This is a genomic window from Micromonospora sp. CNZ299 (genome assembly GCF_002754415.1).
Genome location: NZ_PEFG01000001.1, coordinates 2043641 through 2064625 on the forward strand (window position 1 = coordinate 2043641; position 20985 = coordinate 2064625).

Below are 20985 nucleotides of genomic sequence, written 5' to 3' on the forward strand. Positions count from 1 at the left end.
TCAGTAGCCGCCGTTGTCGCCGGTGTTGCCCAGGGCCACGAGGGCCAGCCAGCCGCAGCACGCCAGCAGGGTGAGCCCGGTGAAGACGTAGCCGAGGATCAGCCCCCAGGTGGCGAGCTGGTCACCCTCCTCGCCGCTGGTGCGGATCTGCCGCTTGGCCACGTGGCCGAGGACGGCACCGGCCGGCGGAAAGGCGAAGGCGAACACCAGCGACAGGATCGCGAGCACGTTGGTGCCCCGACCCGGCCCGGAGGGCGGCGGGCCGTACTGGCCGTAGGGGCCCTGCGGGGGGTACGGCGGCTGCTGACTCCAGTGCCCCGACTGGTGCGGCCCCTGCTGCCCGTACGGCGACGGATCGTCCGCAGGCGGCCCGTACGGTGAGCGTTCCGCCGGCAGCTCGAACGCCGGCTGGTCTGGTTGTGGCGCGTGCGGCGGCTGGCCGGCCGGCGGCGGCGCATACGGCGACTGGTCCCGGGGCGGCTCGTAGGGTGACGGTGGCTGCTCGTCTGACGGTGGTCCCGACGGCGGTGGGTAGCTCACAGCTGTCCTCCTCCTGCCGGTGCCGGAAAAGTCCCTCTTGCCGGACGCTACCCGCAGCGGTGAACCTTTTCACAGCGGTTGTGTGGACTGGTCACCTTGGCCTCGTCGGCTCCGGAGACCGATACTGACCCAGCGTTCAGTTACCCATGAGTAGTGCGCGGATCCCCGGAGGCTGTGATGGCTCGACTCGCCCAGACGCCCGGCCTGACCGATGTGCAACAGTCGATCCTGGAGACCGTTCGGGACTTCGCCGACAAGGAGATCATTCCGCACGCCCAGCGGCTGGAGCACGCCGACGAGTACCCCACCGACATCCTCGACGGCATGCGTGAGATGGGCCTGTTCGGCCTCACCATCGACGAGGAGTTCGGCGGCCTCGGCGAGTCGCTGCTGACCTACGCGCTGGTGGTGGAGCAACTGTCCCGGGGCTGGATGTCGATCTCCGGCATCGTCAACACCCACTTCATCGTGGCGTACCTGATCTCCCAGCACGGCTCGGCCGAGCAGAAGGCCCGCCTCCTGCCGAAGATGGCCACCGGCGAGGTGCGCGGAGCGTTCTCCATGTCCGAGCCGGAGACCGGCTCCGACGTCTCGGCGATCAAGTCCCGGGCTGTCCGCGACGGCGACAACTACGTGCTCAACGGCCAGAAGATGTGGCTGACCAACGGGGCGTACTCCTCGGTGGTGGCCACCCTGGTCAAGACCGACACCGGCGCCGAGTCGGTCTACGGCAACATGAGCACCTTCCTGCTGGAGAAGGAGCCGGGCTTCGGCGAGACCGCCCCCGGCCTCACCATCCCCGGCAAGATCGAAAAGATGGGCTACAAGGGCGTCGAGACCACCGAGATGGTCCTCGACGGGGTGACAGTGCCCGACTCCGCGATCCTCGGCGGCGCCGACAAGGTGGGCCGAGGCTTCTACCAGATGATGGACGGCATCGAGGTGGGCCGGGTCAACGTGGCCGCCCGCGCCTGCGGCATCTCCATCCGCGCCTTCGAGCTGGCGGTCAGCTACGCCCAGCAGCGCAAGACGTTCGGCCAGCCGCTCGCCAAGCACCAGGCGATCGCCTTCAAGCTCGCCGAGATGGGTACGAAGATCGAGGCCGCGCACGCCCTCATGGTCAACGCCGCACGCCTCAAGGACGCCGGCCAGCGCAACGACGTCGAGGCCGGAATGGCCAAGCTGCTCGCCTCCGAATACTGCGCCGAGGTCGTCCAGGAGGCGTTCCGCATCCACGGCGGCTACGGCTACTCCAAGGAGTACGAGATCGAGCGGCTGATGCGGGAGGCCCCGTTCCTGCTCATCGGCGAGGGCACCTCGGAGATCCAGAAGACCATCATCTCCCGCGGCCTGCTCAAGGAGTACAAGCTCTGACCCGCGCCTGCTGATGCAGTTGCCCGTCGCTCGGTCGGTCTGTCCGTGCCTTCGGTCAAGAGCGTGATGACTGTGAGGCATCAATATGACTCAGAGGCATCATGCTCTCCGCCGAGGCCGTCCGCGCCGACGGACGCCTCGCTCTGCTGCTCGCCAGCTCTCTGGCCAGGCCCTGCGGACCGCCAGGGGCAACCCACGAAGCTGGCACCACAACTCCATGATCGCGGGAGCGGGGTGGGTCAGGCGAGGCGGGTGAGGCCGGCGGCGGCGCGTTCGACGATGAGGCAGCGGTCTTCCACGTAGTCCATGCCGGCCTCCTCGGCGATCCGCCGCGCCTCGGCCGAGACGATGCCCAGTTGCAGCCAGACCGCGGGGGCACCAATGGCCGCCGCGTCCCGGACCACCTGCACGGCGTCGGCCGCCGGCCGGAACACATCCACCAGGTCGACCGGGTGCGGGATGTCGGCCAGCGACTTGTACGCCCGCTCCCCGAACAGTTCGTCGACAGTCGGGTTGACCGGGATGATGCGCCAGCCGTGCTGCTGCATCTGCAACGGCACGCCGTGCGCGGCCTTCAACGGGTCGCGGGACGCACCCACGACGGCGATCACGGCGGAGTCGGCGAGGATCTGCGAAGCGGTACGCACCCGCCGACTGTAGCTCTGAGCCGACTAGAGCAGAGTCAACTGCTCCGCAGCCGGCGGTGGCGGCGGCTCGGGCAGGCTGCGGTTGTCGCCCCGCTCGCCGCGGTGCAGCCCGTGCCGGCGTGCCGCGATCCGCACCCGGGCGGTCAACTCCCGCTGGTACGCCTGCGGGGCGTACGCACCGGCCCGGTAGAGCTCGCGATAGCGGGGCACGAGGTGCGGGTGCTCCCGGGCGAGCCAGTGCGCGTACCACTCCCGAGCGCCGGAACGCAGGTGCAGGGGCAGGGCGGTCACGCTGGTAGCGCCGGCTGCGGCGATCGCTGACACGGTGGCGTCGATCGACTCGTCGCTGTCGCTGAGGCCAGGCAGGATCGGGGCCATCAGCACCCCGACGGAGAAGCCGGCGTCGGCGAGCGCCCGGACCGCGTCCAGCCGGCGGCGAGGATGCGGCGTGCCCGGCTCGACGGAACGCCAGAGCTGCTCGTCGACGAACCCCACCGAGAAGGAGATGCCCACTGTGGTGACCTCGGCGGCCTGACGCAGCAGGGGCAGGTCGCGAAGGATCAACGTGCCCTTGGTGAGGATCGAGAACGGGTTGGCGAAGTCCCGCAGGGCCGCGATGATCTGCGGCATCAGCCGGTAGCGGCCCTCGGCCCGCTGGTAGCAGTCGACGTTGGTGCCCATCGCCACGTGCGCGCCCCGCCACTTCGGCGCGGCCAACTCGCGCCGGACCAGCTCACCGGCGTTGACCTTGACGATCACCTTCCGGTCGAAGTCCGCACCGGCATCGAGATCGAGGTACGTGTGCGTGTTGCGGGCGAAGCAGTTGTGGCTCACCACCCCGTCGGCGATGAAGTCCCCGGTGCCAGTGGTGATGTCCCAGAGCGGCAGCTCCAGCCCGAGCGCCTGAATGTCGACAACCCTGAGGTCCGCCTTGCACTTCAGTGCGGCGCCCTCGATCGAGCGCTTCCTGGTGATGGCCGGGTCGGTCAGGTGGAAGAACCGAAGCCGGGCGGGAAGACCCCCGGTCAATCTGACCTGCCGCACCCGGTTTGGTCGACCGGGGTCTTCGAGCACGCAGGTGAACCCGAACCGGCGCAGCGCCTCCGTCGTCTGGTCGAGGATCGCGTCGTCGCTGTTGCTGATGCGCAGGATGCCCTTGCTGCAGCTGCCCTCGGCGTCGAAGATGCCTGCCAGGAAGCCGAGCCGCCAATCGTCGCTGGGACTGACCGGCCATTGGATCAACCCGGTGATCCTCTCGATGTCCCGCTGTTTGGAGGTGCGAATGGCAGACAGGGCTTGGCGGGTAGCGCTGGCCGGTGTGAACGAGAAGCGCTTCGTTTCGATGCCCTCCTGGGCAAGGTAACGCTCACTCCTGCTCAACGCCTCGTCGTCGACCAGTGCCAGACGGAACCGATGCACCACCCCGTAGGAGTACGAGAAGGTGCCGAGCTGCCCGTCACCGCGGACCATTCCGCAGAGGTAGCCCCGACGGTAGTCGGGTGACTCCTTCGGCCCGGCTGCGAAACGGCCCGTGCCGATCAGGCGATTGTTGGTGGTCAGGTAGGGGCGCTGACCGGCGCCCTGCATCGTCCCGGTGACGTACTTCCAGCCACGATCCGAGAGGAACCGGTGGTCACCGCTGGCGATGAGCGTGGTGCCGTCCGTCAAGGTGACCCGGTACGCAGGCTTCACGGTGGACCATTTGTCCAGCACGGTGGTGACGACGTATCGGCGGTATGCGCCGCGTCGCTCGGTCCCATAGATGCGGTCGCCGGGCTCCAGCTCGCTGATCGGCTTCGTGCGGCCGTCCGCCATCAGGATCGGGGTGTCACCGCCCAGGCAGTAAACACAAGCATGAGAACAGCCACGGTACGGGTTGATGGTCCACTCGAACGGGACGCGGGACTGCCCGGGCACGCGGTTGAGGATGGACTTGGCCTGCACCTCGTAGAAGGTCATCCCGGCGAACTCGGGGGTGTCGAAGGTGCGGGCAATGGCGCCGGGCAGCGCCAGCGGCAGGGGTGGCGTCGCTGGCGCTGCCCTCTCGGGGTCTCCCTCGACCGGGGGAGCGGTGAGGTTGTCCCAGCGCATGGCCACTATTCGAACACACGTACGAGTGGAGTGCAAGTGACCCGCCGTACACCGGTGGTCGTTCGGGTGGTCGGAGAGGGGAGGATGGACAGCATGGAGACGTCGACCTTCGTCTACGACGGGGACTGCGCGTTCTGCACGCAGTGTGCCGAGTTCATTGCGCGCCGGATCCCCACTGGTGCGCGGGTGGTGCCCTGGCAGTTCACCGACCTGGACGCGCTCGGTCTGACCGTGGCCGAGTGCGAGGAGGCCGTGCAGTGGGTCGGGGCGGACGGCGCACGTGCCGCCGGTCCGGATGCCATCGCAAAGCTGCTCGCCGACAGTGGCCCGGTCTGGCGGATCGCCGGGGCGGGCCTGCGGTTCCCGCCGGTGCGCGCCGGGGCCTGGCCGGTGTACCGCTGGGTGGCGCGCAACCGGCACCGCCTGCCGGGCGGCACGGCGGCCTGCGCACTGCCGCAGGAAGCCCGTGAACGGCTCTACGGCCCGGCGGGGCGCCCGACGACCGGGGCCTGATCGCCGAGCGGTGCTGGATCCGCGCTGCCGCCGACGGGATCCTGGTCCGGCAGTGTTTCGACGTCCGTCGAGGTCGGTGCGGGGCTGCCACGGCCGATGAGTCGGCGGGCCCAGACCAGAGGGCGGACCCGCTCCAGTGGCAGGAAGCTGGTCATCGCGGCCAGGTGTGGCGCGAACGAGATCGTGATGGTCGCGATGGTGACCACGTGGAACGAGTAGAAGAAGCCGACCATGGCGTGTCGCCAGCGGGGTGGCAGGAAGAAGACCACCGGGCTGAGCAGCTCGAACGCCACGATGCCGAACTGGGCGACGATCAGCAGGTACGGCACCTGGGCGATCAGGTCCGCCAGGTCCGTGCCGCGCCGGATGATCGCGCGGGCGAGGACCGAGCCGGTCAGCCAGTCCAGCCCGCCGAAGCGCAGCTTGGCGAAGGCGGCCAGGAAGTACGTGCAGATCACCGCGATCTGGGTGACGCGGAGGGCCCAGCCGCCAGCCTCGCTGCGGGTGGCGTCGCCGTGTCGGGCCCGGCCGGCGGTGGGCAGCACGGCCAGCGCGATGAGCAGCCCGAACCGGTCGTGGTCGACCTTCCCGTAGCTCATCGCGATGATCATCCACTCCAGGTACAGCGCGCAGACCGCCCAGCCGAGCAGGCGGGGTGCCCGGCCGGTCGCGGCGAGGAGTGCGAGCGCCAGCAACGACCAGAAGATCACCGTCACCAACGTCTCGGTTGGCGTCGGCAGGGGGAGCAGGCGGCCGATCAGGAGCGGCCGGTAGAGGTCGCCGGGCACGCTGACGCGGGTGCGCACCCAGGGGGTGAAGATCACCAGGTCGGCGGCGACGAAGAGGTAGATCACGGTCCGAAAGGCGGCCACCCGGCCCCGGGGCACGGCCTCGGTCAACCAGCGGGTCATCGGGTTGCCTGCCAGCGGACGACGGTCTGGTCGGTGTGCTGCCCGGTCGGTCGACCGGCGCGGATGCCGTGCCAGCGGATGACGATGCGGACCTCGACCAGCGCTGGGGCGTCGGGGTGGCGTTCGGCGTACGCGTCGGCGACCTCGGTGAGCAGCGTCGGGTCGGCGGCGTAGCGGGCCTGCTGACCCTCGATCTCGGCGCGACGGATGCCGGTCGCGTCCTGGTTGAGGTCGATAACGGCTCCGGAGCTGTTCACCCCCTCGACGCGGGTGTCCGGTGCGGGTGCGTTCGGCGGATTCGAGGTGGAGTACATCCGGAACGGGCCGAACGGGAAGTCGTCGTCGCTGCCCCAGAAGGTGCCGACGATCAGCAGGGCGAGGCCGAGTGCGGTCGCGCCCAGCCGGGTCACGCGTCCGCGGGTGGTCAGGGTCTCCATCGGGTCGTGACGATACGGGATGTACCGGCTGCCCCGGTTCCCACCGACGGTCACTCCGGCCTGCCCAGGAAGGTGATCGTGCGCGCGCCTCCGGGTACGACGAAGGCCGGGCCCGAACCGGGCCCGGCCTCGCGTGTCGCCGTGGGCGACTCAGTGGTTGTGCTCGGCCAGCTGCTTACGGACGTCGTCCATGTCCAGCGCCTCGACCTGCTCGATCAGGTTCTCGAGTGCGGACTCGGGAAGGGCGCCCGGCTGGGCGAAGACGATGACGCCGTCGCGGATCGCCATGATCGTCGGGATCGACCGGATGTCGAACTTGGCGCCCAGCTCCTGCTGGGCCTCCGTGTCGACCTTGCCGAACACGATGTTCTGGTGCTTTTCCGAGGAGCGCTCGTAGACCGGGGCGAACCGCTTGCACGGACCACACCAGTCGGCCCAGAAGTCGACCAGGACGATGCCGTCGTTGCCGGTCACCTCGTCGAAGTTCGCCGAGGTCAGCTCAACGGTTGCCATTGCACTCTCCGATCACCGCGGTTTGTCTACGTCCCGTAGAACCAGGGCTGACCGTATCGAATTCCCGGGCGGTCGGGCACGAAACGTCCTCCGTGCTGGCGGGGGCCCGAGGGTCATCGACCCACGTCTGTCTGTCCCGGCGTGCGGAACGCAAATGCATGACGCACTTGCGTGACCAGCGGTGATGGGAGCGTTTCCAGGGAGATCCACCCGATTGAGCAGTACGAATCGGTAACTTGAGCCTTGACAAGCAGGTATCCGGCCTGCGGAGATCGCTGATCAACCTCCGGATCGTCACCGAGAGTAGTGTTACAAAAAGATAAATGTGACGCCGATCTCTGTCGAACCTACGCTGTCGTAGGGCACACTTCTCGGCATCAGAGCGTGGGCGGCGGGTGCCGGGGAGGGCCCCGCCGCTCATTGCGTCTCCCCCCGTTTTGAGTGACCGGTGTGACTTTTCCGCCGCCGTTGCGCCCCGCCGGTCGCCTTAACCTTCGGTAAGGCATGCTGTGCCGAACTCCATCGCCACCCGTCGAAGGGGACCAGCATGCAGTTCGGCCGCTACTACGAGGAGTTCGAGGTCGGCGCGGTCTACCGGCACTGGCCGGGCAAGACCGTCACCGAGTACGACGATCACCTCTTCTGCCTGCTCACCATGAACCACCATCCGCTGCACATGGACGCGCACTACGCCGAGACGGCCAGCCAGTTCAAGCGCAACGTGGTGGTCGGCAACTACATCTACTCCCTGCTGCTCGGCATGTCGGTGCCCGACGTGAGTGGGAAGGCGATCGCCAACCTGGAGGTCGAGTCGTTGCGGCACGTCGCGCCGACCTTCCACGGCGACACGATCTACGGCGAGACCACGGTGCTGGACAAGCGTGAGTCGGGTTCCAAGCCCGACCGGGGCGTGGTGTCGGTGGAGACCCGCGGCTACAACCAGGACGGCACGATGGTCTGCGTCTTCCGGCGCAAGGTCATGGTCCCCAAACGGGAGTACGCCGCCAGCGCCGTGCCCGAGGGAGTGGATCCGGAGCGGCCCAGCTTCCCCGAGCCGCGCTGAGCGTCGCCGCGAGTCGGTCGCAGCCAGCCTCCGGGCTCCTTCCCCCGCAGCGGGTTCTGCCGGGGAAGGGGCCCTGTTCCCATTACGGGGCATATGCTGGCGATGGAGGTTTCGATGAGCCACTCCGTCGCCGGAGAGCCGCCCTCTGCCGGCCGCCCAGCCGCACCCTTGACCACAGCTGTCTATTCCGTCGCCGAGTGGGACCTGCTCACCGGTCTGCCCGGCCGGGTTCTCGTGGCCGCGGTGGCCCCGGGGCCGGGCCGCACGGAACGCGGTGTCCTGGCGGGACTGGCCGGCCTGGATGCCGTTGCCGCGGGCCGGGCCTCCGACAGCGATCTGGTCCGCGCGGTGGTCGCCGCGATCTACGCCCGTCACGACGGCGCCCCGCAGCCCGTCGAGCGGCTCACCGATCTGGTGGACCTGCTCGCGGCCTGCCGGGCGGCGAGCCGGGTGCTGGGGCGGCGCGCCGACCCCGCCGACTCGGCCGCGTACCGCCAGTGGGTGCAGTCGGTCGCGGCCCGCGTCTGCGGCGCGGTGCCCAGCCCCGGCGAACGCCGGGCGGAGCACCCGATCAGCCCAGCGGACCGGCGCTTCCTGGACCGGCTCGGCGCCGCGCTCGGACTGGGCTGACCGGCAGGTCGTCGCGCCCAGCGCAGACGTGGTCCGTACCCTCTGATGACCGTGACCGACGACCAGCTTGAGGTGGGTGTGGGCCCCTGGCCGGGAACCCCACCGGACGACCCCCGTTACGACCCGCAGTTGCTGGCGGAGGGGGACCGGCGCAACGTCGTCGACCGCTACCGCTACTGGCGCCACGAGGCGATCGTCGCCGACCTGGACGGGCGCCGGCACGGCTTCCACGTCGCGATCGAGAACTGGCAGCACGACTTCAACATCGGCACGGTGGTCCGCAACGCCAACGCGTTCAACGCCGCCGAGGTGCACATCGTCGGACGGCGACGGTGGAACCGGCGCGGTGCGATGGTGACCGATCGCTACCAGCACGTGCGCCATCACGAGACGATCGAGGAGTTCGTGGCCTGGGCGGGCGAGCGTCGGCTGCCGGTGTTCGGCATCGACAACCTGCCGGGCTCGCGCCCGTTGGAGACCGGCACCCTGCCCCAGGACTGCGTGCTGCTGTTCGGCCAGGAGGGCCCGGGGCTCTCCGCGCCGGCCCGCGCCGCGTGCGACCAGCTCTACTCCATCGCCCAGTACGGCTCGACCAGGTCGATCAACGCGGGCGTGGCCAGCGGTATCGCGATGCACGCCTGGATTCGTGCCCACGCCGGCCCGCCGCCGGACTGACCCGCGCCCGGGTGCCGAATCGGACGTTCCCGCTTGACGGGCCGGCGGTACCGGAGAACGGTGGGGATGTGAGTGTCGCGGTGAGTTGTCCGAGATGCGGGGGCCCGGTAAGGGCGCCGGATCTGATGCACACCGACTCGAGGTGTCTGCGCTGCGGCCCGGTGCCGCCCCTGCACGTGCCCGAGCACATCGGAGCGGAGATCGTGGCGAGCGTGGTGGAACGCATCACCGCGACCGCGGCTCCGCCGGGAACGCCGCTGTGGTGCCCGTGGCCGCTGCCGCCCGGCTGGACCCTCACCGGGGTGGCGTACGCCGGGGACGACCGGACGGGAGTGCGGGCGACAGCGGTCGCCTGCGCGGGCCCGGCGCCGCTCGGTGGTGGTCCGGCCGACCTGGTCTTCGTGGCCGAGGAGCCGGGTGTCGGCCTGGGCACGCGACTCGCCGGACTGGCCGGGCCGGACCCGGGACCGGAACTGGTGGACGCGTTGACCGACCCGGGGCCGGGTCACCCCGACCACGTTGGGCAGGCCAGGATCAGGGTCGCCGGGCATCCGACTCCACTGTGGTTGGTGAATTCACCAACGGATCGAAGCGCGTACGCCGGCGAAGCTCGGGGAATGTGGCTCCATGCGATAGCCTGGCCGGCGAGTGCGGGTCACCTGCTCGCGGAAGACGTCGTCCTACACGACCTGACCGAGTGGACTCCCCCCGAGCTCGTGTACGGCGCACCGTCCCCGCACTTACCTGGGAGAGCCTGACAAGTCTCCCGGTTTGACGGAGAACGGACGCAGATATTCACTGTACGACGCCACACTGATACTCTGGGTGCCGCTGCGGTAATGGGACCCGGCGCCGCGCGAGAGGATGGCCCGCCATGGTCAAGAAGGTCCTCACCTGGGCCGGAATCGCATTCTTGATCTTCTTCGTCGCCTACCGGCCAAACTCTGCGGCGGATGTGTTCAAGTCACTCGGCGGCGGCGTCATGGACATCGCCCAAGGGTTCGGCGACTTCTTCACCAGTCTCGTCGCCTAGCAGCCGATGGGCAGCCCCTCCGGTCCACCCTTCGACCCGGACGACCCCGACCGGGAACGCCGCGAGCGTGACACCGAGCCGATCCCGAGGATCGGGCCCGATGACGGCCCGGGCTACGGGGCCGGTCCCGGCCTGTCCGACGGTCCGTCCCTTTCGGACGACGTCGGCTATGGCGACGGGCCCGGCTATGCCGGCCAGGGCCGCTCCGGTCGAGGGTGGATCCGTGATCCGGAGGCGAGCTACCAGCCGCCGCAGATCTCCGAGGACGAGCTGGCCGGGTTGCGCGCCGACGCGACCGGTTCGACTCCCCGGCGGGTGCTGCCACTGGAAGACGAGCCCAGTTCGCTGGTGGCCCGCTACCTCTTCCCCACCGAGCGCTACCGGGGTGAGTGGAAGCGGCACTGGATCCACCTCACCAACCCGCTGTTGATCGGCGTCGCGGCGACCTTCGTGCTCGGCTACCTCTCCGGCTTCCTCGCCGGGCAGGACGTCGGTGCGCTGACCACCATCGCCGTGCTGCTCTGGTTCGCGGTGATGGGCTGGGTGGCGTGGAAGGTCGCCGACTGGTGGTATGACCGTTTCATCCTGACCAACAAACGGGTCATGGTGGTCAACGGCATCGTCACCCGCAAGGTGGCCATGATGCCGCTGGTCCGGGTCACCGACATGAAGTACGAGCAGACCCCCACCGGCCGAGCGCTCAACTACGGCACCTTCGTGCTGGAGTCCGCCGGCCAGGAGCAGGCGCTCCGCGAGATCAAGAACCTGCCCAACCCGAACGAGCTCTACCTGCGCGTCGTCGAGGAGATGTACGAGCCGCAGGCAGTCGAGGCGCGGCTCGGCAAGGAGGCCGACGAGGCCAAGGCCGACGACGGGGCGTGAAGGTTTTCGACCGAACATCGGAGTAAGTGCGCACCTTTCGTCATGGACCGGAACGCCTCTGACGTGGCACTCTGCCAGGACGGCTGGGGTGTGGAGGTGGGCGGTGGCGAGCAAGGACTCGTTGGAGGAGCAGTTCCGCGAGTTCGTCGCGGCCCGCTCCGCCGCGCTCCTACGCACCGCTTATCTGCTCACCGGAGACTGGGCCACTGCCGAGGACCTGCTCCAGACGGCACTGACCAAGACCTACCTCGCGTGGAAGCGGCTCGGTGGGATCGAGGCGGTCGAGCCGTACGCCCGCCGGGTGATGGTCAACACGTCGACGAGCTGGTGGCGGCGCCGCTGGCACGGCGAACGCCCGACCGAGGTGCTGCCCGAACGCGCCGGTGTCGACGAGATCGAGCAGCAGCTCGACCGTGACCTGCTGTGGCGGCACCTCAGGGAGTTGCCCAACAGGCAGCGGGCGGTGCTGGTGCTGCGCTACTACGAGGACATGTCGGAGGCGCAGACCGCCGCGATGCTGGACATCTCACCGGGCACGGTGAAGAGCCAGGCGTCGCGAGCCCTGGCCACGCTGCGCCGACGGTTGGGAGCCGACGCAGCGGAGCTCGCCGCCGCTGCCGGCATCGCCGGCCGGCCAGCACCACCGGCTGCCGACGGTCGTCCAGCCGCTGCCGGCGCCCCCCGACGTGGCGCCCCGGCAGGGCAGCACCCGACCACCGGTGCCGCCGCGCCGCGCCGACCCCGGCAGGCGGAAGGCCGAGCCGTTCCCCGCCCTGCCGCGCCCCGACCGGTCGCTCCGCGTCCGATCGGCCCGCCGGTCGTGCTGCCCACCGCCCCGGCGGCCGTGCCCGTCGGCACGGGCTCCGGGGAGCAGCAGTGAGCGGATTCCCGGGCCGGTCCGACAACCTGACGGACGGCCTGCGGCGTTCTAACCAGGTGCGGCCTGACGAGCTGGAAGGTGCGGTGCGGGAGACCCTCTCGCACCAGGTCGCCCTTGCCCGCCCCCTCGCAGCCGACCCGGCGGGTCAGGCGATCCGCCGCGCGAACCGGATCCGTCGTCGGCGTACCGCAACCGGCCTCGCCCTCGCGGCGGCCGTCACCGTGCTGCTGAGCGCCGGGATGGCCCAGCTCGGTGCCGAGACCAGGCGGGACGGCGCGCCCATCGTGGTGATCGGTGATCCGGACCCGTCCAGCCGGCCGATCCCGACGGTCAGCGCCCCGGGCCCCGGCCCCTCGCCGGGAACGTCCGCGTCCCTGCTGGTGAGCGAGACGCTGGTCAGCGCCGACGGGAAGCGGCTGGTGCTACCCGACGTCGGGCCGGCCGAACACGCCCAGCTCCTGCCCGGCGGTACCGGTTGGTTGGTGGTCGGCACGGCGAGCACCGCCGGCCGATCCCTCTGGGTGGTGCAGAACGACGGCCTGGTGCAGGTCCTGCTGGCCGGGGCAGGCCCCATCGTCCTGGCACCGGACAGCCGCCAGGTCGCCTGGCGTGACGGCAGCGACCTGCTGGTGGCGGGGGTGGTCGGCACCCAGCTCATCGGCGCGGTACGCACGCCCGCGCCCGCGGACGCCCAGCCCGTCCGGTTCGTCGGTGACAACGTGCTGGTCCGACTCGACCCCGCCAGCGCCGGCCACACCCTCTGGCGGCCCGGCGCCGGGCCGCTGCCCACGACCGTCGACCGACAGACCCTCCACGTCTACGGAGCGCTGCCCGACGGGCGGCTGGTCGGCCAGATCGCCGCAACCGACCCGGGCGGGACCTGCCTGGCCGTGCTCGACCCGACGCGCCACCTGACCCCGGTGGACTCCGGCTGCGGGCCGGACCTCAGCCAGGACGGCGTCGGCGGAATCTCCGCCGACGGACGGTGGCTGCTGGTGAACGGACGGGTGGGCAAGGCCGACCGTGCCCTCCTGGTCGACCTGCGGCAACTCGGGCCGGTCACGACCACCGTTCCGGCCGGACCGCCGATGACCGGCACGATCGTCTGGAACAACGACTCCCACGCCTCCTACCTCGACGAGGCCGGTGCACTGGTCCGGGTCGACCCCGCGCGGGTAGGGGCAGGAGAGCCCGCCAACCCCGAGCCGGTGCCCGGCCTGCCCGCCGGGGAGCGGCCGGTCCTGGTGAGCAGCTTCTGACGCCGTCGGGATGACCTTCGCGAGGCGGGCTCGGTTGTCCCTGGGTAGCGTCGTGCGGTGACCTCGCGTACCGGCGCCGCCCCGCGGATCGACCTGCACACCCACTCGACGGCCAGCGACGGCACGCTGACCCCGGCGGAGCTGGTCCGCGCGGCCGCCCAGGCCGGGCTGGACGTGCTGGCGATCACCGACCACGACACCACCGCCGGCTGGGCGCCGGCCGTCGGCGCGCTGCCGCCGGGACTACGCCTGGTCCGGGGGGCGGAGTTGTCCTGCCGCTGGTCCGGCACCGAGCCGGCGGTGCCGCTGCACCTGCTGGCGTACCTGTTCGACCCGGACCACCCGGAACTGGTCGCCGAGCTGGCCCGGGTGCGGGCCGCCCGGGAAGATCGCGGAGAACGGATCGTCGCGCTGTTGCGCGCCGACGGCATCGACGTGAGCTGGCCGGACATCCTGGCCGGAGCGGGCGGCGGCACTGTGGGCCGGCCGCACATCGCCCAGGCACTGATCCGGGTCGGCCTGGTCGGCAGCACCCGGGAGGCGTTCGGCCCGGACTGGCTGGGCGAGCGGTACCGGTTGCCCAAGGACGACATCGACGTGTTCCGGGCGATCCGGCTGGTGCGGTCGGCCGGCGGTGTGCCGGTCTTCGCCCATCCCCGGGCCACCCGACGCGGCCGGGTGGTGCCCGACGAGTTGATCGCCGAGCTGGCCGCCGCCGGGTTGGCCGGGCTCGAGGCCGACCACGAGGACCACAGCCCGGCCGAACGTGCGCACGTGCGGGCGCTCGCCGCCGACCTGGGCCTCTTCGTCACCGGCTCCTCGGATTTCCACGGCACGCACAAGACCGTCCAGCTCGGCGAGTTCAGCACCAGCGTCGAGGCGTACGAACGGATCGTCGCCGAAGGCGTGACCGAGGTCGCTTCCGGCTGATCCCCATTTTGGGGAATCTCGGCGCGGCTAGGTTGATCACGTGGATCTGAAGCTGTTTGGCGAGGTTTTCGTGACCCTGCTGGTGATCACCGACCCGCCGGGCATGATGCCGATCTTCCTGGCGTTGACCGGCCCGCTGCCCGCCCGCGACCGTAACCGGGCGGCCTGGCAGGCCGTCACGCTGGCGTTGGGCGTGATCGTGATCTTCGCGGTGGCGGGGCAGACCCTGCTGGACTACCTGCACGTGGACCTGCCGGCGTTGCAGGCGGCCGGTGGGCTGCTGCTCGTACTCGTCGCCCTGGAGTTGCTGACCGGCAAGACCGACGGCCCGAGCTCGGAAGCCACCTCCAACATCGCCCTGGTGCCGCTGGGCACCCCGCTGCTGGCCGGCCCCGGCGCCATCGTGGCCACCATGCTCTTCGTCCAGCAGGCCGACGGGCTGGCCGACTTCACCGCGATCGCCGTGGCGATCCTCGCCGTGATGCTCGCGGTCTGGATCGTCCTCCGCTTCTCCGGCGGCATCGTGAAGATCCTGCGTCCCGGCGGGATCGAGGTGCTGACCAGGATCGCCGGCCTGCTGCTGGCCGCGATCGCCGTGCAGCTCATCGCCGACGCGGTGTTCGCCTTCGTCACGCAGTACGTCAACATGACCTGACCGGCACACCAGCGGTGTCGGGGGTGGGTGGCAGGATCGCAGGCGTGCGACGATCCTCCTCAGCGGGACGGCCGGCGGCCGGCGGCCGGGCTCCCCAACAACGCGCCGGCGGTGCCGAGCAGCTCGGCTTCGAGGGCATGCCGGAGCGCCTGTTCGTGTGCACACCGAGCAAACTCGGCGCTTTCGCGGACTGCCCACGCCGCTACCGCTACTCCTATGTCGACCGGCCGACGCCACCCAAGGGTGCGCCGTGGGCGCACAACTCGCTCGGCGCCAGCGTGCACACCGCCTTGAAGAACTGGTATGCGTTGCCCGCCGACCGGCGTCGCCCCGAGGCGTTGGCCACCCTGCTCAAGGGCACCTGGGTCCGCGAGGGCTACCGCGACGACGAGCAGGAGCGGGCCGCCTACCGGCGGGCGTTGGGCTGGTTGGAGGCGTACGTCGAGACGCTGGAGGCCGACTCCGACCCGCTCGGCGTGGAGCGGGTGGTGGCGGTCAAGACCGCCGTGCTGGCGTTCAACGGTCGCGCCGACCGGATCGACTCCCGGCCCGGGCCAGAGGGGCCGGAGCTGGTCATCGTCGACTACAAGACCGGTCGCAGCGGGCTGGACAGCGACGACGCGCGCGGTTCGCAGGCGTTGGCGCTCTACGCGTACGCGGCCGAGCGGGTGTTCCGGCGGCCGTGCCGTCGGGTGGAGCTGCACCACCTGCCGACCGGCACGGTCGCCGGCCACGACCACACCGTCGAGTCGCTGGCCCGGCAGTTGACCCGCGCGGAGGAGACGGCCCGCGACATCATGACCGCCGAACGGGCGGTCGCGGACGGCGCCGACGCGGACGAGGCGTTCCCGGTGGCACCCGGCCCGCGCTGCGGCTGGTGTGACTTCCGGCGGCACTGCCCGACCGGCGCGCAGGTGCCCGGCAAGGAACCATGGGCGGCCGTGGACCGGCACACCGACAGCTGAATCCCGGCGGCGGACGCCGGGTCAGCCGGCCAACGTGGTGGCAGCGTGACGCGCGGCCCGCTCCTTGGCGGCCAGAATCAACGGCCCCTCCAGATAGCGACGGGGCACGGCAGCGAACGCGAGCCGCAGGGCGCGCACGGACAGGTCCGCCGACAGGGCGGTGGTGGGCAGGCCCAGCCCGCCGTACATCCGACGCGCCCATCCCGGCAGCAGTCCGAACGCGGTGCCGGCGATCCCCAGGTACGCCCACCGCGGCGGGCCGAGGTTGAGCCCCAACCGGGCCGGCAGGCTGAGCTTCCACGGAAACGGCGGGGCGGTCAGGAAGATCGCCGTCTCGGCGGCCTCCCGGGTCATCCGCAGCTCCGGCCGTACGGCGCTGTAGTACTCCGCGACCTCGGCCGCGGTGCCCGGGACGGTGGCCGGGTCCAGGCCGACCAGAGCGGCGGACCGGCGCTGCTCGGTGTAATAGCCGTCCACCTCCTCGTCGGTGAGCGGCAGTCCGGCCCGCCGGGCCGTGCTGAGGAACGACTCGACCTCGGTGACGTGCACCCAGCGCAGCAGGTCCGGCTCGTCGATCCGGAACTCCTCGCCGGTGAGCGGATCGGTGGCCCGCAGCCGGTCGTGCAGCCGGCGCAGCCGGGCCCCGGCCGTCTCCGCCTCGGCGGTGGTCCCGTAGACGGTGGTCTCGACGTAGGTGGCGGTGCGGGCCAGGCGACCCCAGGCGTCGGCGCGGTAGTTGCTGTTCTGCGCCACCCCGGCCATCGCCCGGGGATGCAACGCCTGGAGGTAGAGCGAGCGCAGGCCCGCGACGATCAGGATCGGCTCCTCGTGCACCTTCCACGTGACCGAACCCGGACCGAAGAGGCCGAGGTCATCGGAGTCCACCGTCCAAGAGTGCCACGGTCACCCCGACCTCGTCGGGCACGTCCCGTCGGTGCCGGCGGGTCGGACGTCGGCGGGTCAGACGTCGGCGGGTCGGACGTCGGCGGAGCGACGAGCCCGGCAGCCCGGGCAGAGACCCCAGAAGGTCACCTCCGCCTCGTCCACCTCGAACCCGTGCGACACGCTCGGCTCCAGACACGGCGCGCTGCCCACCGCGCAGTCGATGTCGGCGATCTCGCCGCAGCCCCGGCAGACGACGTGGTGGTGGTTGTCGCCGACGCGCGCCTCGTAACGCGCGGGACTGCCGGCCGGCTCGATCCGGCGGGACAACCCGGCCCGGGACAGGGCACCCAGCACGTCGTAGACCGCCTGGGTGGACACCGAGTCGAGGCGTTCACGGACCCGCCGGGTGATCTCGTCGACCTCCAGGTGACCGCCGCCGTCGAGCACGTCGAGCACCGCGAGGCGTGGCCGCGTGACACGCAGGCCCTTCGATCGCAGCAGCTCCTCGGCACCGGACATTGGCCAATGACAGCACGCGCGACCAGCATCGACAACCGTCGCCGGGCCCGGGTGGCCACGGACACAGCACGGCAAGATCGTGCTCACGACCCGGGACGGTGAACCCGATGGTCGCGTCGCACGTGTCTCCGGTCGAGAGCCTCGGGACGATCGGCGGACCGTACGCTGACCAACCCCTGACCGTGATCCACCTGGAGGATTCGATGTTCGAGGAGATCCTGGGTCTACCGGCACACGTCCTGGTGGTCCACGCGGTCGTCGTGTTCGTGCCGCTGCTGGCGGTGCTGGCCATCGCGTACGTCGGTCTGCCACGGTGGCGGCACCGGCTGGACTGGGCCCTGGGTCTCCTTGCCGTGGTCGCTCCGGTGACCGCATTCGTGGCCGTCAAGTCGGGAGAGGTGTTCACCGACGCGCTGGTCGCCCGGGGTTTCCAGGGGCAGATCCTCGACCAGATCTTCGAGCACTCCCGCTACGGCGACATCCTGTTCCGCATCGTCGTGCCGCTGGGAATCGGGGCCATCCTGCTGCTGGTCGTCACCAGCGGGCACCCCCGGGTGCCGCAACTGCCGGCGCTGGTCACCCCGGTGCTGGCGGTGGCGGTCGTGGCGCTGTCCATCGCCGCCCTGGTCTACGTCTACCTGACCGGGCACAGCGGCGCCGAGGCCGTCTGGGGCACCACCCTCTGACCTGCTCTGCCCGCCGCTCTAGAAGATGACCCGCGAGCAGAGCAGGCAGAACAGGACCACCAGCACCACAGCGGCCGCCGCGCCGAAACCGTAGGTGACCCGCTGCGAGCGCTGCTCGGCCGCGTCCAGGTCGGCCATGTCCTGCGGTGGCAGCCGCCGCGGCGGTGCCGGCTGAAGGTGTACGGGTGGACGCCAACCACTCGGCGGCGGCACGCTCGGCGGCGGCCCGGCGTACCCGCTCGGGGGTGGGCCGGTGGGCACGCTCGGGGCTGGATCGGCGTGTCCGCTCTGCGGTGGGTTGGTGGGGCCGCCCGGCGGTGTGGCGGGGGGATGGTTCGGCACCGCGTCGGCACCGGTGCCGGGCCGTCGCCAGTAGTCGTCCGGGGTGCTGCCACCGCTGGGGGTCGTCACGCCGTCCGACGCTACCAACGTCGGGAGCGGGCGGGTCGTTTCTCACCGGCGTGCCACCGTCGGCGACAGTGCCCAGGAGCAGAGGGTCAACGACGTGGGGGAGGCACCCGGTTGCGCTAGTCTTGCCGCTCGTGAGCACCGAGGACCCCGGCAAGCAGGGCGTACGCGACGACGACGACCGCACCGTCGACCTGAGCGAAGACTTCGTGGTGCTGCCCGAGCAGACCTCCGACGACACCGACCGTGGCTGGGGCGAGCGGTCGGGTGGCAACGACGACTGGCTGCTCGCCGAACGCCCTCCGCACTGGGAGTGACCCCGCTGGTGCGGTGAGCGCTCAACCGCGTACGACGATGGCGAATCGAGTGCCCTCGGGGAGCCCGACGGCGCGTTTCGCCTGGTCGGGGCGGAGCGCCAGGTAGAGCGCCGAGGACCCGTCGGTCGGGTCGGCGCCCAGCACGTCCAGCACCAGCACCGCGGGCGCGAGCAACGTCGCCTCGGTGCCCGCCCCACCCGGTGTCGCGGCGAGCAGGTCGACCCGGGTCCCCGGGCGGGCCACCGCCAGCGCGACCGGCTCGGCCAACCGGACCGGCACCCCGACAGCGCCACTGGGTAGCGGCAGCGGGCCGGTCCTCCCGCTCCCGGTGGTCGTGCCGTCCCGGCCAGTGCTGCCGTCCCGGCCAGTGCTGCCGTCCCGGCCAGTGCTGCCGTCCCGGCCAGTGCTGCCGTCTCCGGCGGTGCCGCTTCCGGTGGTCGAGCTGTCTCCGGCGGCTGCTCCGGTTGGCGGTGGCCCGGCCGTGTCGCTGTCGCCGGTGGACCCTGCCCCACCGGGGTCGGCCGGCCCGCCCTCGTCGAACCGCCCGGCCGTGCCGTCGGCCCCCGTCGGCGCACGGGATGGCTCGGCCGTCGGCGGGCAACTGGTCGGGGTGTGCAGAACGGCAGCGGCCAGGCCGAGCAGTATGGCGACCAGACCGGCCCGGAGCAGGGTGCGCCCGCCGGGCAGGGTGAGCCGGCGCAGCGGACGCAATGCCCGCGCTGAATCTGGATCGCCCATCGTTGCTGCCGCCTCCCGTCCGAGGACGTCGCAGCGACACCCTCGGCGGCAGGTTAGGCCGTTCCAACAGCTGTTGGTCGGCCCTCGGCCGGCACCTGTGGATAACCGGCCGGCCTGTGGACAACGCCCACCGGCCCGCCCGATTTGCTATGGCAGCGGCCTTGATCGACTCGACTTCAAGGAAGTCGGGGTGTCAGGGCAGCCGGGACAGGCCGGTTTCCGTAATCCCGAGTGGATCACGGGTCAGGCCGACGGGGTCAGGCGGCCGGACTCAGGCCGCCGGACTCAGGCCGCCAGGGTCAGGACGCGGAGCTGGCCGCCGGGGACTTGCCGCCGCTCGACCCACCCGACGACGAGCCGCCAGAGGACCCACCGGACGACGAACCCGAACCTGAAGACGACCCGGAACCCGAGGACGACCCCGAACCGGAAGACGACCCCGACGAGGAGGAACCGGACGACCCCGAGCCCTCGCCGGAGGACGACTCGGACTTGCCGGGCTTGGTGGCCGTGCCGCCGGCCGTCGTCTCGGAGCCGGACGCCCGCGAGTCGGTGCGGTAGAAGCCCGAGCCCTTGAAGACGATGCCGACCGAGTTGAAGACCTTGCGCAGCCGCCCCTGACACGCCGGGCACTCGGTCAGCGGCTCGTCAGAGAAGGACTGCACCGCCTCGAGCTGCTCACCGCACGTGGTGCAGGCGTACTGGTACGTGGGCACGTTCTCCTCCGGATCTGGGCTCAGCCAGTTGGCACTCGACCTATTCGAGTGCCAATGGTGCGTCATCCGGCCCGGGTTCGTCCAGCGGACGTGTGGGGCGCGACACCATGCGCCGCACCCGGGCCGCCGTCAAGCGTACGCACTCCGTCGGCGGGGGTGACGACCGCGCGGACAAGCCGGTCGTGTGCCTCCGCCGGCAGCGCCTCGACCAGTTCCCCGTCGTGCAGGGGCACCACGGTCAGCGTCGACCCGGGCACCCGGGCGAGCGCGCGGTCGTACGAGCCGCCGCCGCGTCCGAGTCGCCGGCCGTGGTGGTCGACGGCGAGAGCCGGTACGACCACCAGCTCCGCGTCCGCCACGGCGGCCACCCCGAGGCGGGCGCCGGTCGGCTCCCGCATACCCCGACCGGCGGCGACCAGGTCCTCGGGCCCGGTATATGCCGCCCAGTCCAGATCGAGGTCGTCGAGGAGCACGGGCAGCAGCAGTTGGGCGTCGGTGGGCAACGCCGCCCGCAGTGCGTCCGGCAGGTCTGCGCCGCCCGGTTCGGAGCCGACCGGCACGTACGCCGTCATCGTGCGCGGGCGCAGTCTGCGTACCAGGGCGACCAGCTCGGCCTGCACGCGCCCGGCGGCGGCGGCCCGGGCGGGGCCGGGCAGCGAGCGGCGGCGGGCGAGCAGGTCGGCGCGGGCTTCCCGCTTCGCGGTACGGGTCACTTCCG

At 71.1% G+C, this 20985-nt stretch carries 27 protein-coding genes; 15 read left to right on the forward strand and 12 right to left on the reverse strand.

Features of this window, described 5'->3' with window-relative positions; all coding sequences use genetic code 11:
- Positions 1 to 540 carry a DUF4190 domain-containing protein gene (locus CLT68_RS09845; protein WP_199177015.1) on the reverse strand — a complete coding sequence of 180 codons (540 nt, stop codon included), beginning with the start codon at positions 538 to 540 and terminating at the stop codon, positions 1 to 3.
- A 177-nt stretch (positions 541 to 717) separates the two neighbouring features.
- Between CLT68_RS09845 and CLT68_RS09850 the strand changes: the two genes are divergently transcribed.
- Positions 718 to 1914 (forward strand): acyl-CoA dehydrogenase family protein, encoded by a 1197-nt coding sequence (locus CLT68_RS09850; RefSeq protein ID WP_099850308.1) that lies wholly within the window; start codon positions 718 to 720, stop codon positions 1912 to 1914.
- Between the two features lie 239 nt (positions 1915 to 2153).
- Here the strand turns inward: CLT68_RS09850 and CLT68_RS09855 are convergent, their stop codons facing one another.
- Positions 2154 to 2561: a CoA-binding protein gene (locus CLT68_RS09855; protein ID WP_099850310.1), complete on the reverse strand. Its 408-nt coding sequence runs from the start codon at positions 2559 to 2561 to the stop codon at positions 2154 to 2156.
- Positions 2562 to 2585: 24 nt separating this feature from the next.
- Positions 2586 to 4652: an intein-containing Rv2578c family radical SAM protein gene (locus CLT68_RS09860; protein ID WP_099850311.1), complete on the reverse strand. Its 2067-nt coding sequence runs from the start codon at positions 4650 to 4652 to the stop codon at positions 2586 to 2588.
- Positions 4653 to 4745: 93 nt separating this feature from the next.
- Here CLT68_RS09860 and CLT68_RS09865 point away from each other — a divergent pair, with 93 nt between their 5' ends.
- Positions 4746 to 5165, forward strand: a complete 420-nt coding sequence (locus CLT68_RS09865) for a thiol-disulfide oxidoreductase DCC family protein (protein WP_099850313.1) — start codon at positions 4746 to 4748, stop codon at positions 5163 to 5165.
- Here the strand turns inward: CLT68_RS09865 and CLT68_RS09870 are convergent.
- The 3 genes from CLT68_RS09870 to trxA all read right to left on the reverse strand — a co-directional run bounded on the left by CLT68_RS09870 (position 5129) and on the right by trxA (position 7026).
- Entirely contained in the window at positions 5129 to 6076 is a 948-nt protein-coding gene (locus tag CLT68_RS09870) for an HTTM domain-containing protein (RefSeq protein ID WP_099850315.1), read from the reverse strand. The genes CLT68_RS09865 and CLT68_RS09870 overlap by 37 nt on opposite strands.
- Complete coding sequence (locus tag CLT68_RS09875; protein WP_099856984.1) at positions 6073 to 6513, reverse strand: hypothetical protein; 441 nt, start codon at positions 6511 to 6513, stop codon at positions 6073 to 6075. Before CLT68_RS09875 ends, CLT68_RS09870 begins: the two co-directional genes overlap by 4 nt.
- Positions 6514 to 6663: 150 nt before the next feature.
- Entirely contained in the window at positions 6664 to 7026 is a 363-nt protein-coding gene (gene trxA, locus CLT68_RS09880) for a thioredoxin (protein WP_030329190.1), read from the reverse strand.
- A 547-nt stretch (positions 7027 to 7573) separates the two neighbouring features.
- Here trxA and CLT68_RS09885 point away from each other — a divergent pair.
- The 11 genes from CLT68_RS09885 to CLT68_RS09935 all read left to right on the forward strand — a co-directional run bounded on the left by CLT68_RS09885 (position 7574) and on the right by CLT68_RS09935 (position 15998).
- On the forward strand, positions 7574 to 8089 hold the full coding sequence (locus CLT68_RS09885; protein WP_088951384.1) for a MaoC family dehydratase: 516 nt from the start codon (positions 7574 to 7576) through the stop codon (positions 8087 to 8089).
- A 93-nt stretch (positions 8090 to 8182) separates the two neighbouring features.
- Positions 8183 to 8719, forward strand: a complete 537-nt coding sequence (locus tag CLT68_RS09895; RefSeq protein WP_199177016.1) for a hypothetical protein — start codon at positions 8183 to 8185, stop codon at positions 8717 to 8719.
- Between the two features lie 51 nt (positions 8720 to 8770).
- On the forward strand, positions 8771 to 9394 hold the full coding sequence (locus CLT68_RS09900) for a TrmH family RNA methyltransferase (RefSeq protein ID WP_099856988.1): 624 nt from the start codon (positions 8771 to 8773) through the stop codon (positions 9392 to 9394).
- 80 nt (positions 9395 to 9474) lie between these two features.
- A complete protein-coding gene (locus tag CLT68_RS09905) occupies positions 9475 to 10152 on the forward strand; it encodes a DUF6758 family protein (protein WP_327650505.1) in 678 nt (225 codons plus the stop codon).
- A gap of 116 nt (positions 10153 to 10268) precedes the next feature.
- The gene (locus CLT68_RS33125; protein ID WP_172862153.1) at positions 10269 to 10427 is read left to right on the forward strand and encodes a hypothetical protein; all 159 of its coding nucleotides are present in this window, start codon (positions 10269 to 10271) and stop codon (positions 10425 to 10427) included.
- A gap of 6 nt (positions 10428 to 10433) precedes the next feature.
- Positions 10434 to 11309, forward strand: coding sequence for a PH domain-containing protein (locus CLT68_RS09910; protein ID WP_088951386.1), 876 nt, complete (start codon positions 10434 to 10436; stop codon positions 11307 to 11309).
- A 103-nt stretch (positions 11310 to 11412) separates the two neighbouring features.
- Positions 11413 to 12189, forward strand: a complete 777-nt coding sequence (locus CLT68_RS09915) for a SigE family RNA polymerase sigma factor (RefSeq protein ID WP_088951387.1) — start codon at positions 11413 to 11415, stop codon at positions 12187 to 12189.
- Positions 12190 to 12272: 83 nt separating this feature from the next.
- Positions 12273 to 13448 carry a hypothetical protein gene (locus CLT68_RS09920; RefSeq protein WP_143743157.1) on the forward strand — a complete coding sequence of 392 codons (1176 nt, stop codon included), beginning with the start codon at positions 12273 to 12275 and terminating at the stop codon, positions 13446 to 13448.
- 57 nt (positions 13449 to 13505) lie between these two features.
- The gene (locus CLT68_RS09925) at positions 13506 to 14378 is read left to right on the forward strand and encodes a PHP domain-containing protein (protein WP_088951389.1); all 873 of its coding nucleotides are present in this window, start codon (positions 13506 to 13508) and stop codon (positions 14376 to 14378) included.
- Positions 14379 to 14418: 40 nt separating this feature from the next.
- A complete protein-coding gene (locus CLT68_RS09930; RefSeq protein WP_099850319.1) occupies positions 14419 to 15033 on the forward strand; it encodes a MarC family protein in 615 nt (204 codons plus the stop codon).
- A gap of 44 nt (positions 15034 to 15077) precedes the next feature.
- Positions 15078 to 15998, forward strand: coding sequence for a PD-(D/E)XK nuclease family protein (locus CLT68_RS09935; RefSeq protein ID WP_099850321.1), 921 nt, complete (start codon positions 15078 to 15080; stop codon positions 15996 to 15998).
- 21 nt (positions 15999 to 16019) lie between these two features.
- Here the strand turns inward: CLT68_RS09935 and CLT68_RS09940 are convergent, their stop codons facing one another.
- Entirely contained in the window at positions 16020 to 16883 is an 864-nt protein-coding gene (locus CLT68_RS09940) for an oxygenase MpaB family protein (RefSeq protein ID WP_088951392.1), read from the reverse strand.
- 75 nt (positions 16884 to 16958) lie between these two features.
- Positions 16959 to 17402, reverse strand: a complete 444-nt coding sequence (locus CLT68_RS09945; RefSeq protein ID WP_099850323.1) for a Fur family transcriptional regulator — start codon at positions 17400 to 17402, stop codon at positions 16959 to 16961.
- Between the two features lie 203 nt (positions 17403 to 17605).
- On the opposite strand from CLT68_RS09945, the gene CLT68_RS09950 reads away from it, so the two are divergent.
- Positions 17606 to 18088, forward strand: a complete 483-nt coding sequence (locus tag CLT68_RS09950; RefSeq protein WP_088952183.1) for a DUF2231 domain-containing protein — start codon at positions 17606 to 17608, stop codon at positions 18086 to 18088.
- Between the two features lie 18 nt (positions 18089 to 18106).
- Here the strand turns inward: CLT68_RS09950 and CLT68_RS09955 are convergent, their stop codons facing one another.
- A complete protein-coding gene (locus CLT68_RS09955; protein ID WP_099850325.1) occupies positions 18107 to 18499 on the reverse strand; it encodes a hypothetical protein in 393 nt (130 codons plus the stop codon).
- 131 nt (positions 18500 to 18630) lie between these two features.
- Between CLT68_RS09955 and CLT68_RS09960 the strand changes: the two genes are divergently transcribed.
- Positions 18631 to 18813, forward strand: coding sequence for a hypothetical protein (locus CLT68_RS09960; protein WP_088952184.1), 183 nt, complete (start codon positions 18631 to 18633; stop codon positions 18811 to 18813).
- 21 nt (positions 18814 to 18834) lie between these two features.
- On the opposite strand, the gene CLT68_RS33740 is transcribed toward CLT68_RS09960, so the two are convergent.
- From CLT68_RS33740 to CLT68_RS09985, 3 genes are all read right to left on the reverse strand, one after another.
- The gene (locus CLT68_RS33740) at positions 18835 to 19551 is read right to left on the reverse strand and encodes a hypothetical protein (protein ID WP_486482127.1); all 717 of its coding nucleotides are present in this window, start codon (positions 19549 to 19551) and stop codon (positions 18835 to 18837) included.
- A gap of 299 nt (positions 19552 to 19850) precedes the next feature.
- On the reverse strand, positions 19851 to 20267 hold the full coding sequence (locus CLT68_RS09980; protein WP_099850327.1) for an FmdB family zinc ribbon protein: 417 nt from the start codon (positions 20265 to 20267) through the stop codon (positions 19851 to 19853).
- A gap of 62 nt (positions 20268 to 20329) precedes the next feature.
- On the reverse strand, positions 20330 to 20980 hold the full coding sequence (locus CLT68_RS09985; RefSeq protein ID WP_486482128.1) for a 5-formyltetrahydrofolate cyclo-ligase: 651 nt from the start codon (positions 20978 to 20980) through the stop codon (positions 20330 to 20332).
- Positions 20981 to 20985: the final 5 nt, after the last annotated feature.

Bases quoted from the DNA above. Each gene is read 5' to 3' on its own strand.
- CLT68_RS09875 (WP_099856984.1), bottom strand. From the start codon at position 6,513: ATGGAGACCCTGACCACCCGCGGACGCGTGACCCGGCTGGGCGCGACC.
- CLT68_RS09895 (WP_199177016.1), top strand. From the start codon at position 8,183: ATGCTGGCGATGGAGGTTTCGATGAGCCACTCCGTCGCCGGAGAGCCG.
- CLT68_RS09850 (WP_099850308.1), top strand. From the start codon at position 718: ATGGCTCGACTCGCCCAGACGCCCGGCCTGACCGATGTGCAACAGTCG.
- CLT68_RS09860 (WP_099850311.1), bottom strand. From the start codon at position 4,652: ATGCGCTGGGACAACCTCACCGCTCCCCCGGTCGAGGGAGACCCCGAG.
- CLT68_RS09910 (WP_088951386.1), top strand. From the start codon at position 10,434: ATGGGCAGCCCCTCCGGTCCACCCTTCGACCCGGACGACCCCGACCGG.
- trxA (WP_030329190.1), bottom strand. From the start codon at position 7,026: ATGGCAACCGTTGAGCTGACCTCGGCGAACTTCGACGAGGTGACCGGC.
- CLT68_RS09870 (WP_099850315.1), bottom strand. From the start codon at position 6,076: ATGACCCGCTGGTTGACCGAGGCCGTGCCCCGGGGCCGGGTGGCCGCC.
- CLT68_RS33125 (WP_172862153.1), top strand. From the start codon at position 10,269: ATGGTCAAGAAGGTCCTCACCTGGGCCGGAATCGCATTCTTGATCTTC.
- CLT68_RS09865 (WP_099850313.1), top strand. From the start codon at position 4,746: ATGGAGACGTCGACCTTCGTCTACGACGGGGACTGCGCGTTCTGCACG.
- CLT68_RS09885 (WP_088951384.1), top strand. From the start codon at position 7,574: ATGCAGTTCGGCCGCTACTACGAGGAGTTCGAGGTCGGCGCGGTCTAC.
- CLT68_RS09945 (WP_099850323.1), bottom strand. From the start codon at position 17,402: ATGTCCGGTGCCGAGGAGCTGCTGCGATCGAAGGGCCTGCGTGTCACG.
- CLT68_RS33740 (WP_486482127.1), bottom strand. From the start codon at position 19,551: ATGGGCGATCCAGATTCAGCGCGGGCATTGCGTCCGCTGCGCCGGCTC.
- CLT68_RS09950 (WP_088952183.1), top strand. From the start codon at position 17,606: ATGTTCGAGGAGATCCTGGGTCTACCGGCACACGTCCTGGTGGTCCAC.